Genomic DNA, 17643 nt, shown 5'->3' with positions numbered 1-17643 from the left:
GACTTAAATTCCCTGTTCGGCGAACGGAACCGCCAGCGCGAGCGCCGCGTCCAGCCCGGCAGCATCAACGCCGCCACCTTGTGCCATATCAGGACGACCGCCGCCTTTACCGCCTACAGCGGCAGCCGCTTGCTTCATCAAATCACCGGCTTTGAGTTGGCCAGTCAGGTCCTTGGTGACACCCGCCACCAGCACGACCTTGTCTTTATGCACACCGCCGAGCAGGATCACTGCGCGACCGAGTTTGTTCTTCAACTGATCCACCAGCGCCAGCAGCGCTTTACCATCCTGACCATCGAGACGGGCAGCGAGGACCTTGGCGCCCTTGACGTCCACCGCTGACGCCGACAGATCGTCGCCCGCCGCGCTGGCCGCCTTGGCCTGCAGTTGTTCCAGCTGTTTTTCCAGCAGACGGTTGCGCTCCAGCACAGCCGTCAGTTTGTCCAGCAGGTTGTCGCGATTGCCTTTGACCAGGTTCGCGGCTTCCTTCAATTGCTCTTCAGCGGTGTTCAGGTACGCCAGCGCCACAGCGCCGGTGACCGCTTCGATACGACGCACACCCGAAGCCACGCCGCCTTCGCTGATGATCTTGAACAGTGCGATGTCGCCGGTGCGGTTGGCGTGAATCCCGCCGCACAACTCGACGGAGAAATCACCGCCCATGCTCAGCACGCGAACGCTGTCGCCGTACTTCTCGCCGAACAGCGCCATGGCGCCCTTCTTCTTGGCGGTTTCGATGTCGGTCTCTTCGGTCTCAACGGCGGTGTTCTTGCGAACCTCGGCGTTGACGATGTCTTCCAGCGCTTTGATCTGCTCAGGCTTGATGGCTTCGAAGTGGCTGAAGTCGAAGCGCAGGCGCTGACTGTCAACCAGCGAGCCTTTCTGCTGGACGTGATCGCCCAACACCTGACGCAGCGCAGCATGCAGCAAGTGCGTGGCCGAGTGGTTCAGGGAGGTGGCTTGACGCACTTCGGCGGCCACTTGGGTGCTCAGCGTGGTGCCGACGGTCAGGCTGCCCGACACTTGCACACCGTGGTGCAGGAACGCGCCGCCGGTCTTGGTGGTGTCGCTCACGTCGAAACGGATGCCATTGGCGGTCAGGTAACCGCTGTCGCCGATCTGGCCGCCGGACTCGGCGTAGAATGGGGTCTGATCGAGGATCACGACGCCTTCTTCGCCTTCGTTCAACTGCTGAACCGACTGGCCTTCCTTGTAGATGGCCACGACCTTGGCGTCGCCCGCAGTGGCCGAATAACCGGTGAACGCGGTTGGCACATCGACCTTGACCAGGCTGTTGTAGTCCATGCCGAAAGCGCTGGCCGAACGGGCGCGCTCACGCTGGGCGTCCATCTCGCGTTCGAAACCGGCTTCGTCGAGGGTCAGGTTGCGTTCACGGGCGATGTCGCCAGTCAGGTCCATCGGGAAGCCGTAAGTGTCGTACAGCTTGAACACGACGTCGCCCGGCACGACCGTGCCTTTCAGCTCGGCCAAGTCCTGTTCGAGGATTTTCAGGCCCTGCTCCAGGGTCTTGGCGAATTGCTCTTCTTCCGCTTTCAGTACGCGCTCGATGTGCGCCTGTTGGGATTTCAGCTCAGGGAAGGCTTCGCCCATTTCGGCGACCAACGCAGCCACGATCTGGTAGAAGAAGCTGCCCTTGGCGCCCAGCTTGTTGCCGTGACGGCAGGCGCGACGAATGATGCGGCGCAGCACGTAGCCACGGCCTTCGTTGGACGGCAGCACGCCGTCAGCGATCAGGAAGCCGCAGGACCGGATGTGGTCAGCCACGACTTTCAGCGAAGGCTGGGCGTCGTTGGTGCAACCGATGGCCTGAGCGGCAGCGGCGAGCAGGCTCTGGAACAGGTCGATCTCGTAGTTCGAATGCACGTGTTGCAGGACGGCGCTGATCCGCTCCAGGCCCATGCCGGTGTCGACCGACGGCGCTGGCAGCGGGTGCAGCACGCCATCGGCAGTGCGGTTGAACTGCATGAAGACGTTGTTCCAGATCTCGATGTAACGGTCGCCGTCTTCTTCCGGCGAGCCCGGCGGGCCACCCCAGATGTCGGCGCCGTGGTCGTAGAAGATCTCGGTGCAAGGACCGCACGGGCCGGTATCGCCCATGGTCCAGAAGTTGTCAGACGCGTAAGGCGCGCCTTTGTTGTCGCCGATGCGAACCATGCGCTCGGCCGGCACGCCGACTTCCTTGGTCCAGATGTCATAGGCTTCATCGTCGGTCGCGTAGACCGTGACCCAGAGCTTGTCCTTCGGCAGTTTCAACACGCCGGTCAGGAAGGTCCAGGCGAAGGTGATCGCATCGCGCTTGAAGTAGTCGCCGAAGCTGAAGTTACCCAGCATTTCGAAGAAAGTGTGGTGACGTGCGGTGTACCCGACGTTTTCCAGGTCGTTGTGTTTGCCACCGGCGCGCACGCACTTCTGGCTACTGACGGCACGGGTATAGGCCCGTTTTTCCTGGCCCAGGAAGCAATCCTTGAACTGGTTCATGCCTGCGTTGGTGAACAGCAGGGTCGGGTCGTTGCCCGGAATCAAGGAGCTGGAGGCTACTCGGGTGTGGCCTTGCTCTTCGAAGAAGCGAAGGAAGGCTTCACGGATTTCTGCGCTTTTCATAGGTTCTTCCACGGGAACTGCGGCCGGAGCCAACTGCATAACGTCATTCGACGAAACGACGGCAAAGGGCCGCATTATATAGGCGTTACTGCCACGGTACAGCGTCTTTGTACGATAGATGCCGCCAATTGGATTATCGGTCGGTTAGCGGCTACCGAATTCGGCAAACGCGGCGACCACCTGCTCCATTTGCGCCGCCGAGGCGTCAAGGTGCGTGACCATGCGCAAACGCGGGGCAGCACTGAGGACGATACCTCGCTCGGCACAAAAGGCTTTGAAACGTTCGGCACGGTCGCCGATGTGCACGTAGACCATGTTGGTTTGCACCGGCTCGACCTCGAAACCCAGTTCGCTCAGCGCCTTGCCGAGAAACGCCGCGTTGGCGTGGTCGTCGGCCAGACGCTCGACCTGATGCTCCAGAGCGTACAGACCCGCCGCTGCAATCGATCCGGCTTGACGCATGCCGCCGCCGACCATCTTGCGTAACCGGCGTGCCTTGGCGATGAACTCTGCAGAGCCACACAGCACTGAGCCAATCGGCGCGCCGAGGCCTTTGGACAGGCAAACCGACACCGAATCGAAATGCTGGGTGATTTCTCGGGCTTCCACGCCCAGCTTGACGGCGGCGTTGTAAAGACGTGCGCCATCCAGATGCAGCGCCAGGCCCTTTTCACGGGTCAGTTTGCGCGCCGCTGCCAGGTATTCCAACGGGAGCACCTTGCCCTGCATGGTGTTTTCCAGGGCCAGCAGACGGGTGCGTGCAAAATGGAAATCGTCGGCCTTGATCGCGGCCACCACCTGATCGAGGTCCAGCGAACCGTCGGCCTGGTTGTCCAGTGGCTGAGGCTGAATCGAGCCCAACACCGCCGCGCCGCCCCCTTCGTATTTGTAGGTGTGCGCCTGCTGCCCAACGATGTATTCATCGCCGCGCTCGCAGTGCGCCATCAGGCCGAGCAGGTTGCTCATGGTGCCGGTAGGAACGAACAGCGCCGCCGCGAAGCCCAGACGCTCCGCCAGCCACGACTCCAGTTTGTTGACCGTCGGGTCCTCGCCGTACACGTCGTCGCCCAGTGGCGCGCGGGCCATGGCGTCACGCATGCCTGCGGTGGGTTGGGTCACTGTGTCGCTGCGCAGATCGATAACCGTCACGATTAAGCTCCCTGAAAGATGATTCGAACCTCAGTCTTGAGGCCGGGACCTCAGATAATCAAGGCTTCGGGCCGCGATGCCAAGATGGGCTTATAAGAAAAGCTGATGAAAACCATCAAAAAGGCTCCATGCACATTCTGAAAATCTGTGTTACAAACTGCACGCCGACGAATTATGCCGTCGGCAACGTTCTCAGGGCGGGGTGCGATTCCCCACCGGCGGTAATGGCGCGCAAAGCGTCTAGCCCGCGAGCGCTCGCGTTGCGAGGTCAGCAGACCCGGTGTGATTCCGGGGCCGACGGTCATAGTCCGGATGAAGAGAGAACGGGATAGGCACCACAGGATCGTCTCGCAGCGTTGTCACGTGAGCATTTTGCCCGGACCGCTGACGACCCGTACCCTGGCATCCCCTTCGATCCAAAGTGCCCTGTTTTTTAATTAAACAGGAGTCAGAACACATGCAACCTACCGCTATCCACGCTCACGAGCGCATCGCTTTCATTCAAGCTTGCTGGCACAAAGATATTGTCGATCAGGCGCGTAAAGGCTTTGTCGCTGAAATGGCCAACCACGGCTATGCCGAGAGCGATATCGATTTCTTCGAAGTCGGCGGCGCCTTTGAAATTCCCCTGCACGCCAAGCTGCTGGCCAACAGCGGTCGCTACGGCGGCATCGTGGCCGCTGGCCTGGTGGTCGATGGCGGGATCTACCGTCATGAGTTCGTGGCTCAGTCGGTCATCTCTGCATTGATGCAGGTTCAGCTGGAAACCGAAGTGCCGGTGTTCTCGGTGGTCCTGACCCCGCATCACTTCCACGCGGGCGAAGAGCACCACAACTATTTCTTCAACCACTTCGTGCACAAAGGCCAGGAAGCGGCGAAGACCTGCGCGGACACCCTGGCGAAGCTGCGTGCGGTGCGTCGTTTGGGTGAATCGCAGAAAGCGGTGGGTTGATTGGAATTCGACGCTCCCAAACGCCGCTCTTCCTTGTAGGAGTGAGCTTGCTCGCGATGCGGTTTATCGGTGACATTTCAGGCGCCTGACACACCGTAATCGCGAGCAAGCTCGCTCCTACAGAGGCCCACTTCAGCCCAACTGCTCATCCGTCGTCGGTACGATCAGAATCCCGGCACGCAAACCGTTCTTGACCTTCGGATTCGGGAAGATGATGCGGGCGCCCTCTTCTTCGACCACCCAGCGTGAATTTGACGCGTCCTCGGCCAACAGAAAGCCTTTATCCAGCTGGGTGAAGTTCTCGATGTCGTCCGGCAGGTGCAGACGAAACGCATCGCTGCGCTTGATGACTTCCCGCGCCACGCTGAACAGTTTCAAGCCATCGATCTGATCGCCCACCAGAGGCTCTGAGCCCTTGATCAGTTGCTCAAGCGTTGCCTTCAACGGCGCGAGGTTGACCTGCTGGTTTTGCCCGAACGGCCGCGCCTTGCCCAACTCCAGCGTGAAAGCCTCGGCCCCAAGCTTGTCGTAGGTGTAGGCGCTGAACACGATGGACGGCTTGTTCTGCAACAACACCGCTTCCATGCCCGCCTTGTGCAAGCGCACCAGTTCACGGCGTGAATGCTGGCGCCCCTCCTTCCACGGGTAAAGCGCGAACTGTTCGATCTTCGAGCCACGAATTGCCGTGTGCAGGTCGTAATGCAGTCGGTAACGATCAGGCAGGCTGAAAAAGCTCGCGGCCAGACGTTCCAGCTCGCAGGCCCGCAGCGCCTCATTGCCTTCGGTTTGTTCGTGACGGCCATTGAACAGCCGATTGACGTCCTGCTCGATATAGCGCGCGCCGCGACGCATCGCTTCGGGGTTGCCGAACAGAAACAGAATGCGCGCCCGAGGCTTGAGTTCGCCCCGGGCGATGGCGTGAATCAGCTCATCCAGCAATTCGATAGGGGCTGTTTCGTTGCCATGAATGCCCGCAGACAGCAGCAGGTCAGTGCCATTGTCCTTCGCGTCGGGGGGCCGGACTTCCAGCGCCCCTTCGGCCAGCCAGCGCAAACGCACGCCGTCGACGGTCAGTTGAGTCTTTGCTGCGGGTTCACGACCCGCCAGGGTCAGTTCAAGCAGTTTGCCGAGGGCGAGCATAGGACGAGCTCCTGCTTAGTGATTGCAATCCGGGCCGTGCACATGGCCTTCTTCGTCGTCGCCGCCAACGTCAGCCGGTTCCATTTCCAGCTGCAGACTCACGAGGTTGGTCGCCAGCGGACGCAACAGCAGGTTGGCGTACTCGGCGTCGCCCTCCTCGACATCCACACCGATCAGCAACTGGCCACGGCCGTCTTGCTGAATCCACACTTCTTTGCCCTGCCAGATCACGGCGAAACGCGTGCAGGAGGTTTCCAGCTGAGTGCCGTCGGTGTCTTCAAGGATCAAACGCAGGGCGTCGGTCATAAAAATTCTCTCTGTAAAAGCAACGGCATCGCGGCCTGACGCCGCTTACGGATCAGGCGCGATGGAGGAAATGCATCAATTGAGTTGAAAAGGATAGACCGCGCCCAGCTTCAGGTGCTGCGTCAGTTCATCCAGTGCCGTGCGGCATTCGGTCAGCAGTTGCGGGTCCGCCAGGTCGCTTTCGCTCAGGCGATCGCGGTAGTGCTTGTCCACCCACTGCGTCAGCGTGTCGTACAACGGCGCGGTCATGATAACCCCTGGATTGACCGCCGCCAGTTCCGTTTCATTCAGCGCCACCCGCAAACGCAGGCAGGCCGGGCCGCCGCCGTTCTGCATGCTTTGCTTGAGATCGAACACCTTGACCTCGCGAATCGGGCTTTCGTCCGCGATCAGGCGTTGCAAGTAATGCCACACGCGTTCGTTGCTGCGGCACTCTTCCGGCACGATCAGCAGCATCGAGCCATCCGGGCGCGACAGCAACTGGCTGTTGAAAAGATAGGAGCGGACAGCGTCTTCCACGCCCACTTCGGTACGCGGCACGCAGATGGCCTGGAAACGGCCGCCGCGACGGCTGAGCTTGTCGTGCAGTTCGCTGAGCATGTGCTCGGTATTGAGGAAGGCGTCCTCGTGATAAAAAAGCACTTCGCCATTGCCGACCGCGATCACGTCGTTGTGGAACACGCCCTGATCGATCACCGCCGGGTTCTGTTGCGCGTAGACCACGCCTTCATCGCTCAGGCCATGCAGACGCGCGACGGCTTGGGACGCTTCGAGGGTCTGGCGCGCCGGGTACTTCTGCGGCGCCGGGAAACGGGTGTCGAACGCCGCACGACCGAACACGAAGAACTCGACGCCCGCCTCGCCGTAACTGCGGCAGAAACGCGTGTGGTTGGCCGCGCCCTCATCGCCGAACTGGGCAACGGCAGGCAAGGCGGCGTGATGAGCGAAGTGCTGCTGATCAGCAAACATGGCGGCCAGCACGCGGCTGGTGGTCGGGTGTTCGATGCTGCGGTGGTATTTGCAGTTGAGGTTCGCAGCGGTGAAATGCACGCGGCCGTCAGCGGTGTCGGCACTCGGGCTGACCGTCGCGGCGTTGGCCACCCACATGCTCGACGCCGAGCAACTGGCGACCAGCAGCGGCATGGATTCCTTGGCTGCACGTTCGATGACCTGGGCGTCGGTACCACCGAAACCCAGCTTGCGCAGGCCCGCGATGTCCGGACGCTCCTGTGGCGCCAGCACACCCTGGGTGAAGCCCAGTTCCATCAGCGCCTTCATTTTCGCCAGCCCTTGCAGCGCCGCCTCACGGGGGTTCGACGACTGCTGGCAATTGCTCTGGGACGCGACGTTGCCGTACGACAGTCCGCCGTAGTTATGGGTCGGCCCCACTAGACCGTCAAAGTTGACTTCACAGGATTTCATCGGTGAGGCTCCGTGGATCTGTTTTTATAAGCACATTCTTCGTGCGCTGCCTGACCTGTAGGAGTGAGCTTGCTCGCGATGGCGGCTTGTCAGCGGTCATTGGGTGACAGAGACAACGCAATCGCGAGCAAGCTCACTCCTACAAGGGGTTAGTTCAGGGTAATGCCAGGCGTCAGCATCGCGGGCAACGCGAGGGTCCCGCTCTCCAGCGACGCCACCGGGTACGCGCAGTAGTCCGCCGCGTAATAAGCACTGGCGCGATGGTTGCCCGAGGCCCCTACCCCACCGAACGGCGCGGTACTTGCAGCGCCGGTCAGTTGCTTGTTCCAGTTGACGATGCCCGCCCGACTCTGCAACCAGAACTGCTGATAGCGCGCCTGCGAATCCGACAACAATCCCGCCGCCAGACCGTATTGCGTGGCGTTGGCCTCTTCGATGGCCCCCGCAAAATCCGCGTAGCGAATCACCTGCAACAACGGGCCGAACAGCTCCTCGTCCGGTCGATCGCTCACATCGCTGACGTCCAGAATCCCCGGCGTCAGTAACGCTGAGTTCGTGTCAGGCTGGGTCATCTCCAGCAGTGCCACGGCGCCATTGGCCAGCAACTGCTCTTGGGCATCGACCAACGCCTGCGCCGCCCGCAGGGAAATCACCGAGCCCATGAATGGCGCCGGTTGTTGATCGAATGCACCCACTTGAATCGTCTTGCTCACCTCGACCAGACGCGCCATGAACGCATCACCCCACGCCCCTTCAGGCACCAACAGGCGACGCGCGCAGGTGCAGCGCTGACCAGCGGAAATGAAGGCCGACTGAATCACGGTGTACACCGCCGCATCGACGTCGGCGACCTGATCCACGACCAGCGGATTGTTGCCGCCCATCTCCAGCGCAAGGATCTTGTCCGGACGCCCGGCAAACTGCTGGTGCAGCGAATTGCCGGTGCGGCTGGACCCTGTAAAGAACAGACCGTCGATGCCAGGATTGGCGGCCAGGGCGATGCCGGTTTCCCGCGCGCCTTGCACCAGATTCAACACGCCAGCTGGCAGGCCTGCGTCGATCCAGCATTGCACCGTCAGCTCAGCGACTTTCGGGGTCAGTTCGCTGGGTTTGAACACCACGGCGTTACCGGCCAGCAGCGCCGGGACGATGTGGCCGTTCGGCAAGTGGCCCGGAAAATTGTACGGCCCGAACACGGCGACCACGCCATGGGGCTTGTGCCGCAGCACGGCGGTGGCGTCGCCCAGAGGGCCGCTCTTCTCGCCGGTGCGCTCGCGATAACTCTGAATCGAGATCGCGACTTTGTTGACCATGCTGGTCACTTCCGTCGCCGATTCCCACAGCGGCTTGCCGGTTTCCTCACCGATGCAACGGGCGATGTCATCAGCACGGCTTTTCAGCGTGGCAGCGAAGGCTTCCAGCACAACGATGCGCTCTTCCAGCGTGCGCGTTGCCCAGGCCGGGAAGGCCTGACGAGCAGCCTTCACGGCAGCGTCTACCTGCTCGGCCGTGGCGCCCTGGCCTTTCCAGATCACCTGTTGCGAGACCGGATTCAGCGACTCAAACGCCTCCCCCTGCCCGGCCAGCCAGGCACCTGCGATATACAACGTGCTCATCACACACCCTCCCGGGCTGGAGACAGCGGCACCGCGCGCACCTGATCACCTGCTGTCAGGCGCAGGCGCTTGGCGGTCATCGGGTCGACCACCAGTGTTCCGGCTGCGAATCGCGCAGGCGCGGCCGTGATTCGGCAATCTTCGCGCTTGCGGTTGTGGATAAGGAACGGCGTCGCGTCATCGCCCGGCGTGCCCACCGCAAGGACCAGCGCCTGACTGTCGCGCACGGCGCGGATCTTGGTGGTCTCGCATTCAATCGCAGGCCCTGCGTCGAAGATGTCGACGTAACCCTGATAGCTGAAGCCTTCGGCCTTGAGCATGGTCAGCGCGGGTTCGGTGCTGGTATGCACGCGACCGATGACGTTGCGCGCCGCTTCCGACAGGAAGCAGCTGTACAGCGGGAATTTCGGCATCAACTCGGCAATGAACGCACGGTTGCCGACACCGGTGAGGTAATCGGCCTGGCTGAATTCCATCTTGAAGAAGTGACGACCCAGGCTTTCCCAGAACGGCGAATGCCCTTGTTCGTCGGACATGCCGCGCATCTCTGCGATGATCTTGTTGCCGAACAACTCAGGGAATTCGGCGATGAACAGCATCCGCGCTTTCGACAGCAGGCGGCCGTTAAGGCCGTTGCGGAAATCGGCGTGCAGGAACAGCGAGCATAGCTCTGAATTGCCGGTCAGGTCGTTGGCCAGAAACAGCGTCGGGATTTCACGATAGATGTTCAGTTCTTGAGAGGCGCTGACCGTCAGGCCGACCCGGTAGTTGTACCAAGGCTCACGCAGGCCCACCGCCCCCGCGATGGCGGAGATGCCGACCACGCGCTCGTCATCGTCTTCAAGCACGAACAGGTAGTCGGTGTCGCCCCGCTCGGCGTCGCCACGAAAGGTTTTTTCAGCCCAGCCGACCCGGTGCGCCAGGCGCTCTTCATTGGCTGGCAGCGTGGTCAGGCCTGCGCCGGTGCTGCGCGCCAAATCGATCAGCGCCGGTAGGTCACTGCTGCGTACGGGACGAACGATCATGCTTTCTCCTCAAGCCGGTCTCGATCAGACACCGGCGAACTCGCGAACCTGCGACACGGCAACCGGTGGCGGTCGCCGATGACTCAACTGTCAAACCGGGACGATGCGCACGCTGGCGCCTTCACCCACACCCAATGCCTCGGCGGCCGTCAGGCTCAGGGTCACGGGCTTGCCGGGTACCCAGTCCAGTTCCAGCATCACGGCGCGGTAGTCCTGCAATTGGTTGTTGGCGACCAGATAAGGACGCCCGCCTTTCACGGCGTCGCCACTGTCCACGGTGTCGACTTTCACCGGCACCACGCGGCTTTGCGCAATCGAACGAATGCCCGACACGCGGGCATGCAGCGTCGGGCCGCCGTCGAAGATGTCGATGTAGTGATCGGTTTCGAAGCCTTCACGCATCAGGATGTCGAAGGTGATCTGGGCGCGAGGATGCACTTGGCCCATGGCTTCTTGCGCCTCATCGGGCAGCAGCGGCACGTAGATCGGGTAATGGGGCATCAGCTCCGCGAGAAAGGTCCGGCTTTTCAAGCCACAGATGCGCTCGGCCTCGGCGTAGTTGAGGTCGAAGAAGTTGCGACCGATGGCATCCCAGAACGGCGAATCACCGTTTTCGTCGCTGTAGCCGACGATCTCGGTCACCACCGAATCAGCGAAGCGCTCAGGGTGCGCCGCGACGAACAACAGGCGAGCCCGGGAGTTGAGTTCCGACCACAGCGTGCCCACCAGTTCCGGCAGCACGTAGAAGCTGGTCAACAGGCTGTTGCCGGTCAGGTCGTGGCACTGGGAAAGCACGTGAATCTTGTTGTGGATCTTCAGTTCGCGGGAAGCGTGAACGAAGGTTTCGTTGCGGAAACTGTAGAACGGCTCGGAGTAACCCGCTGACGCGACGATCCCGGAACAGCCCACCAGACGCCCGGATTCGGTGTCTTCCAGCACGAAGAAATAGGTTTCCTCGCCATTGAAACTGACCTCGGCGGCAAACGACGCCTCGGACGCGGCGATCTTGTCACCCAGACGGCCAGCGTCATCCGGCAGGGACGTGACACCAATCGGGCTGTCTGCGGCGAGTCGTTGGACCTCGCTCAGATCGGCCATTTGCGCAGGGCGCATTACCAGCATGGTGTCACTCCTTGAGAAAAACAGGCCGGTGCAATCCGGCATGGGGAAAGAAAAAACAAATCTCGAGCTGCCTTGACCTTGTAGGAGTGAGCTTGCTCGCGATGGCTGTGTATCAGACAACATGGATGTCTCTGACAAACCGCTATCGCGAGCAAGCTCACTCCTACAGGAAATCTCTAGCGCTGGTTATACCTGGGTCAGCTTGGCCACAGCACGTTCAAAACGATCCAGACCTTCGTTGATGTCCGCATCCTCGATCACCAGGCTCGGCGCGAAACGCACCACGTCAGGACCGGCTTGCAGGATCATCACGCCTTCATGCTCGGCGGCGTTGAAGAAGTCCTTGGCCTTGCCCTTCCAGGCATCGGTCAGCACACACCCGATCAACAGGCCCATGCCGCGCACTTCGCTGAACACACCGTATTGCTGGCCGATCTTCTCCAGGCGCGCCTTGAACAGTGCGTGCTTGGCATTCACGCCCTTGAGGACTTCAGGGGTGTTGACCACGTCGATCACCGCCTCGCCCACCGCGCACGCCAGCGGGTTGCCGCCGTAAGTGGTGCCGTGAACGCCGACGGCCAGGTGCTTGGCGAGTTTTTCGGTGGTCAGCATCGCTGCCATCGGGAAACCACCGCCGATGCTCTTGGCGCTGGAAAGAATGTCAGGCACCACACCGTAATGCTGGTACGCGAACAGGTGACCGCTGCGACCCATGCCGCTCTGCACTTCGTCGAAGATCAGCAGCGCGTTGTGTTCGTCACACAATGTGCGCGCGCCTTTCAGGTATTCCAGCTCGGCGGGCAGCACGCCGCCTTCGCCCTGAATCGGCTCCAGCACGACCGCGCAGGTCTTGTCGCTGACAGCCGCTTTCAATGCGTCGAGGTCGTTGAACGGAACGTGGGTGATGCCGGTGATTTTCGGGCCGAAACCGTCGGAGTATTTCGGCTGACCGCCGACACTCACGGTGAACAGGGTACGACCGTGGAAGCTGTTCAGCGCGGCGATGATTTCGTACTTCTCGGTGCCGTACAGATCGTGCGCCACGCGACGGGCCAGCTTGAACGCCGCTTCGTTGGCTTCGGCGCCGGAGTTACAGAAGAACACTCGGTCGGCGAAGGTCGCGTCGACCAGCTTCTTGGCCAGGCGCAGCGCCGGCTCGTTGGTGAACACGTTGGAGACATGCCACAGCTTGTTGGCTTGCTCGGTCAGTGCGCCGACCAGCGCCGGATGGGCGTGACCCAGCACGTTGACCGCGATGCCGCCGGAGAAATCGACCAGCTCACGACCCGCCTGATCCCAGACGCGGGAACCCTGGCCGCGCACGGGGATGAACGCCGCAGGGGCGTAGTTGGGGACCATCACCTGGTCAAAATCGGCACGTTGCACCGGAACTTGCTCAACGGACATCGGAGTCTCCTGAAGAGGAACGCCTGCCTGGGGCTGGCGAGCGATGGAAGGATTGTAGGGACTGATTTCGGTCCGGCCTTGCCGCCAAGCGACAACTTCTTATAGCGCAAAACCGGCTTTTTCCGAGGCTTTCGGCAATGCGACAAATAGCGTCGGAAAGGCGCAGTTTAAACGTTGGGAGGGGTTAACGCAGCGGCCTGTGGATTTGAATTCAAACTGTTGTCGCGCGCACGGATGCCGCGCCCCACAACACCCGACCACACCGCATATCCTGTGGGAGCGAATTCATTCGCGAAAATTCTTACGGACGCCAGAGATGTAGCGGATGTACGGCCCTATCGCGAATGAATTCGCTCCCACACAGGTACGTACGCGCGGCCTGAAATCGGCTAACCGCGCTCGGCAGGCACCGACGACAGTTCAAACGGGCTGCTGCTGCGTCGCTGGTTGCGGTCTTCGCGGGGGGTGGCGCCGAAGAAGTTGCGGTAGGCGCTGGAGAAGTGCGGGCCGGAGGAGAAGCCGCAAGAGAGGCCGATCTGGATGATCGATTTGCTGGTCTGCATCAGCATCTGCCGGGCCTTGTTCAGGCGCAGTTCCAGGTAATACTGGCTCGGCACGCGATTGAGGTATTGCTTGAAAATCCGCTCCAGCTGGCGTCGGGACACGCAGACGTGTTGGGCGATTTCGTCGGTGGTCAGCGGCTCTTCGATGTTGGCCTCCATCAACAGCACGGCCTGCGTCAGCTTTGGATGGCTGGAGCCCAGACGGTTCTGCAACGGAATGCGCTGACGCTCGCCCCCTTCCCGGATGCGCTCGACCACCAGTTCTTCCGACACCGCGCCCGCCAGCTCGGCACCATGGTCGCGGGCCAGCACCGCCAGCAGCAGGTCCAGCACCGACATCCCGCCACACGCGGTCAGGCGATCGCGGTCCCAATCGAACAGATGGCTGGTGGCGATAACCTTCGGGAAGCGCTCGGCGAAATCGTCCTGCCAGCGCCAGTGCACGGCCGCACGATAACCATCGAGCAAGCCCAGTTGCGCCAAGGGGTAAACACCCGCCGACAGCCCGCCGATCACACAGCCTGCCCGCACGAGCTGCTTGAGCGCCCCGGCCAAGGCGGAAGCCATGGGCGCAGGAGGTTCGTCGGCAATGAGGAACACTTTCTGGCAGCCTTCGAGGCGACCGCCCCACGGCTCACCCGGCAATTGCCAACCAGCGCCAGCGCCTTCGGCGGTTGGCTCGGCTTGCATGAACGTCAGCTCATACACCACGTCGGGGTGAACGCGCTGAGCGACACGCAGGGCTTCCTCCGCCAGCGCCAGGGTCAAGGCTTTGGTGCTGGGCCAGATAAGAAATCCGATTCGATGGGCAGTCATGGCGTGCAATCCGAAACGTGTCGCTGTTGGGGGTCACACGCCGGGCGTGTGAAGTGAATCTGTTGCGTTCAGTTCATGGCAGCGGTCGAAGTGACGCGCAGCATGAACTGTTCCGAGACAAAACGCACCGTTCGAGACGGCACCAATCGTTACTTCAGGCTGCCCGAAAGAAACTGCTGAAGGCGCTCCGATTTCGGGTTGACCAGCACTTCGCGGGGGTCGCCGCTTTCTTCGACCAACCCCTTGTGCAGAAAGATCAATTGGTTCGACACCTCACGGGCAAAGCCCATTTCGTGGGTCACCACCACCATCGTGCGGCCTTCTTGCGCCAAGGCTTGCATGACTTTCAGTACGTCGCCCACCAGCTCCGGGTCGAGGGCCGAAGTCGGTTCGTCGAACAGCATGACTTCAGGCTCCATCGCCAACGCCCGGGCAATCGCCACGCGCTGCTGCTCGCCACCGGACATGTGCCCCGGGAAGGCGTCCTTGCGGTGAGCGACGCCGACTTTGTTCAAGTAGTGCTCGGCCTTTTCCAGCGCCTCTTTCTTCGGCACGCCCAAAACGTGAATCGGCGCCTCGATGATGTTTTCCAGCGCTGTCATGTGCGACCACAGATTGAAATGCTGAAAGACCATCGACAGGCGCGAACGCATGCGTTGCAGCTGTTTCGGGTCCGCCGCCTTCAAGCCGCCGTCCTTGTTGGCGACCAGCTTCAGCTCTTCGTTGTTGAGCAGAATGCGACCGGATTTCGGCTGCTCCAGCAGGTTGATGCAACGCAGAAAAGTACTTTTGCCCGAGCCGCTGGAGCCGATGATGCTGATCACATCGCCCGCCTTCGCGGTCAGCGAAACGCCTTTGAGCACTTCGTGACTGCCGTAGCACTTGTGCAGGTCCTGGACTTCCAGTTTGTTCATGATGTCGGTTCTCACAAGTAATCAGTCACTGAGCAGGCGGCCGCTGCGCAACGGGGTGCGCCCCGCAACCTTGGCCATCCAGAAGCCCGGCTGGGCGTAACGCAGTTTTTCGATGGCGAACAGCACGCCGGCCGTGGCCGCACAGACCGTAGTCACGCGGTCGGTCAGCGGGTCGATGACCTCAAACAGCGGCTCACCCGGCTCGACCCAGGCGCCCGCCGGACGCAGAAAGGTCAGCACGCCGGGGTGCGGCGCGTAGATCATTTCGGTGCCTTCGAACGGCATGCCTTCACAGGCCTCATGGGCCGGTTGCGGCCACTCGCCGCTGATCAGGCCCTGCTCGCCCAGGAACGCCAGAATGCCCTCGGCGTACGCTTCGGCTTCGGCCTTGCCGGTGTTGGACTGGCCACCCAGCTCCAGGGTGGTGGACATGCAGGCCAACGGAATCTGCGCGTCGGGAAACTGCTTTGCCAACCGCAGCCATGGCAACGAACAGGCTTCGTCGAACGAGCTGCCACCGGAGTCTTCCGCCAGCAAGCCGACGCTGACGCCCAGACGCGCCGACAGGGATCGCCATTGTGGCCAATGCTGCGGCAGCGCGTACATGTGCAGAGACGCGTCGGTGTCGCAGTGCAGATCGAGGACGATGTCGGCGTTGCAGGCGTGGCTCAACAGCGCGCGATGCATGCCCGCCAACTCGCTGCCCGCTGGTGGCAATTCGGCCAACACATCGGCCATGGCCTGACGAATCAGCCGGACGTTGGCATGAGGATCATCGCCCAGTTTTCCTGCCAGCCGCTCGGCCACCGGCTCGCTCAGCTCGGTGAAATCACGGTTGAAATTCTTGCCACTGCCGTATTCGAAGCGGCCCTGATGATTGCCTTGCAGCAATTGCCCTAGACCGATCGGGTTGGCCACCGGCACCAGTTCGATGACACCGTTCAACCGACCTTGCTCTTCCAGTTGCGCCAGGCGCTTTTTCAGCTCCCACGCCGTGCGCATCCCCGGCAGTTCGTCGGCGTGCAGGCTGGCCTGAATGTAAGCCTTGCGCTCGCCCTGACCGAAACGGAACACGCTCAACGTGCGCTGGGTGCCCAGGTTGCCCCACGGCAAATCATGATCGATGCGTTGCATATCAGTGCTTCCTCGGTGCGAGGTAACTGAGCCAGCGGCGCTCGGCCAGCTTGAACAGTTTCACCAGAATGAAGGTCAGGCACAGGTAGAACACGCCCGCCGTGATGTACGCCTCGAACGGCAGATAGAACTGCGCGTTGACCGTGCGCGCCGCGCCGGTGATGTCGATCAGCGTGACGATGGACGCCAGACTCGTGGTCTGCAGCATCATGATCACTTCGTTGCTGTATTGCGGCAGTGCCCGGCGCAGGGCCGAGGGCAGCAGGATGCGACGGTACATTTTGGCCTTGGACATGCCCATCGCCCGCGCCGCTTCGATCTCGCCCGGTGGCGTGGATTTAAGGCTGCCGGCGATGATTTCTGCGGTGTAGGCGCTGGTGTTAATGGCGAAGGCCAGGCAGGCACAGAAGGTCGCGCTCGACAGCCATGGCCAGAAAATGCTCTCGCGCACGGCTTCGAATTGCGCCAGACCGTAGTAGATCAAGAACAGTTGCACCAGCATCGGCGTGCCGCGAATCACGTAGGTGTAACCCCAGGCCAGCAGGTTGACCCAGGCGACTTTGGAGACGCGCATCAACCCAAGCGGCAAAGCGGCCAGCAGGCCGAAAAACAGCGACAGCGCCAGCAATTTGAGGGTGATCAACAGGCCACCGAAGTACAGCGGCAGGTTATCCCAGACGACGTTGTAATCGAAGATCATAGGTCAGCCACCCTGACGCCCGCCGAGTAGCGTTTTTCAATGTAACGCAGCACCAGCAGCGAGACGCTGGTGATCACCAGGTACATGGCTGCCACGGCAAGGAAAAAGGTAAAGGGTTCACGGGTGGCATCGGCCGCCTGCTTGGCCTTGAACATCATGTCTTGCAGACCCACCACGGAAATCAGCGCGGTGGCCTTGGTCAACACCAACCAATTGTTGGTGAACCCCGGAATCGCCAGACGGATCATCTGCGGCACCAGGATGCGGAAAAACACCCGACCACTGCTCATGCCATAGGCCATGCCAGCTTCGGCCTGCCCTTTGGGAATGGCCATGAACGCGCCGCGGAAGGTTTCAGAAAGGTAGGCACCGAAGATGAAACCCAGCGTGCCGATACCGGCCATCAGCGGGTTCAAATCGATGTAATCGTCGTGGCCGAGCAACGGCGCAACGCGGTTGAGCAAGTCCTGACCGCCGTAGAAGATCAGCAGGATCAGCACCAGGTCAGGAATGCCGCGGATGACCGTGGAATACAGGTCACCCAGCCAGGCGAGCCAACGCACCGGCGACAGGCGCAACGACACGCCGATCAGCCCGAGCACGATGGCCAGCGCCATGGAGCACAGGGCGAGTTGCAAGGTCAGCCATGCACCGTCGAGGATGACGGTTCCGTAGCCTTTCAACATGTTGTTTGGCCCTCGAACACGGGATAGAAAAATGGCGCGATCAGAAGGATAAAAATCCTGCCGATAGCG

At 61.4% G+C, this 17643-nt stretch carries 15 protein-coding genes and 1 riboswitch; of the genes, 1 reads left to right on the top strand and 14 read right to left on the bottom strand.

All coding sequences use genetic code 11. From position 1 onward, the window contains the following. Positions 1-3: 3 nt before the first annotated feature. Both alaS and ltaE read right to left on the bottom strand, forming a co-directional pair. Positions 4-2622: an alanine--tRNA ligase gene (gene alaS / locus ACWKWE_RS17575; protein WP_483851225.1), complete on the bottom strand. Its 2619-nt coding sequence runs from the start codon at positions 2620-2622 to the stop codon at positions 4-6. A gap of 144 nt (positions 2623-2766) precedes the next feature. Further along, a complete protein-coding gene (gene ltaE / locus ACWKWE_RS17570; RefSeq protein ID WP_166593292.1) occupies positions 2767-3771 on the bottom strand; it encodes a low-specificity L-threonine aldolase in 1005 nt (334 codons plus the stop codon). A 184-nt stretch (positions 3772-3955) separates the two neighbouring features. Continuing rightward, positions 3956-4100: riboswitch (FMN riboswitch) on the top strand. A gap of 128 nt (positions 4101-4228) precedes the next feature. Between ltaE and ACWKWE_RS17565 the strand changes: the two genes are divergently transcribed. After that, positions 4229-4723 carry a 6,7-dimethyl-8-ribityllumazine synthase gene (locus tag ACWKWE_RS17565; RefSeq protein ID WP_166593293.1) on the top strand — a complete coding sequence of 165 codons (495 nt, stop codon included), beginning with the start codon at positions 4229-4231 and terminating at the stop codon, positions 4721-4723. A 132-nt stretch (positions 4724-4855) separates the two neighbouring features. On the opposite strand, the gene astE is transcribed toward ACWKWE_RS17565, so the two are convergent. From astE to ACWKWE_RS17505, 12 genes are all read right to left on the bottom strand, one after another. Then, positions 4856-5863: a succinylglutamate desuccinylase gene (gene astE, locus ACWKWE_RS17560; RefSeq protein WP_483851224.1), complete on the bottom strand. Its 1008-nt coding sequence runs from the start codon at positions 5861-5863 to the stop codon at positions 4856-4858. A 15-nt stretch (positions 5864-5878) separates the two neighbouring features. Next, the gene (locus ACWKWE_RS17555) at positions 5879-6169 is read right to left on the bottom strand and encodes a topoisomerase II (RefSeq protein WP_166593295.1); all 291 of its coding nucleotides are present in this window, start codon (positions 6167-6169) and stop codon (positions 5879-5881) included. Positions 6170-6244: 75 nt separating this feature from the next. Beyond that, entirely contained in the window at positions 6245-7591 is a 1347-nt protein-coding gene (astB, locus tag ACWKWE_RS17550) for an N-succinylarginine dihydrolase (protein WP_483851223.1), read from the bottom strand. A gap of 149 nt (positions 7592-7740) precedes the next feature. Continuing rightward, entirely contained in the window at positions 7741-9210 is a 1470-nt protein-coding gene (gene astD / locus ACWKWE_RS17545; RefSeq protein WP_483851222.1) for a succinylglutamate-semialdehyde dehydrogenase, read from the bottom strand. Further along, entirely contained in the window at positions 9207-10232 is a 1026-nt protein-coding gene (gene astA / locus ACWKWE_RS17540; RefSeq protein ID WP_166593298.1) for an arginine N-succinyltransferase, read from the bottom strand. The genes astD and astA overlap by 4 nt, the downstream gene beginning before the upstream one ends. A 90-nt stretch (positions 10233-10322) precedes the next feature. Next, positions 10323-11354, bottom strand: coding sequence for an arginine/ornithine succinyltransferase subunit alpha (gene aruF / locus ACWKWE_RS17535; protein WP_166593299.1), 1032 nt, complete (start codon positions 11352-11354; stop codon positions 10323-10325). 186 nt (positions 11355-11540) lie between these two features. Then, positions 11541-12761 carry an aspartate aminotransferase family protein gene (locus ACWKWE_RS17530; RefSeq protein ID WP_483851221.1) on the bottom strand — a complete coding sequence of 407 codons (1221 nt, stop codon included), beginning with the start codon at positions 12759-12761 and terminating at the stop codon, positions 11541-11543. A gap of 389 nt (positions 12762-13150) precedes the next feature. After that, the gene (argR, locus tag ACWKWE_RS17525; protein WP_166593301.1) at positions 13151-14140 is read right to left on the bottom strand and encodes a transcriptional regulator ArgR; all 990 of its coding nucleotides are present in this window, start codon (positions 14138-14140) and stop codon (positions 13151-13153) included. A gap of 149 nt (positions 14141-14289) precedes the next feature. Beyond that, a complete protein-coding gene (locus tag ACWKWE_RS17520) occupies positions 14290-15054 on the bottom strand; it encodes an ABC transporter ATP-binding protein (protein WP_081569194.1) in 765 nt (254 codons plus the stop codon). 21 nt (positions 15055-15075) lie between these two features. Continuing rightward, on the bottom strand, positions 15076-16188 hold the full coding sequence (locus ACWKWE_RS17515; RefSeq protein ID WP_483851220.1) for a succinylglutamate desuccinylase/aspartoacylase family protein: 1113 nt from the start codon (positions 16186-16188) through the stop codon (positions 15076-15078). 1 nt (position 16189) lies between these two features. Further along, the gene (locus tag ACWKWE_RS17510; protein WP_341959415.1) at positions 16190-16888 is read right to left on the bottom strand and encodes an ABC transporter permease; all 699 of its coding nucleotides are present in this window, start codon (positions 16886-16888) and stop codon (positions 16190-16192) included. Then, the gene (locus tag ACWKWE_RS17505; RefSeq protein ID WP_483851219.1) at positions 16885-17574 is read right to left on the bottom strand and encodes an ABC transporter permease; all 690 of its coding nucleotides are present in this window, start codon (positions 17572-17574) and stop codon (positions 16885-16887) included. Before ACWKWE_RS17505 ends, ACWKWE_RS17510 begins: the two co-directional genes overlap by 4 nt. Between the last annotated feature and the right edge of the window lie 69 nt (positions 17575-17643).

It is taken from the genome of Pseudomonas salicis, from assembly GCF_057128705.1.
The sequence above is the reverse complement of the archived record's forward strand: the minus strand, read 5'-3'. Positions and strand labels throughout refer to the sequence as shown.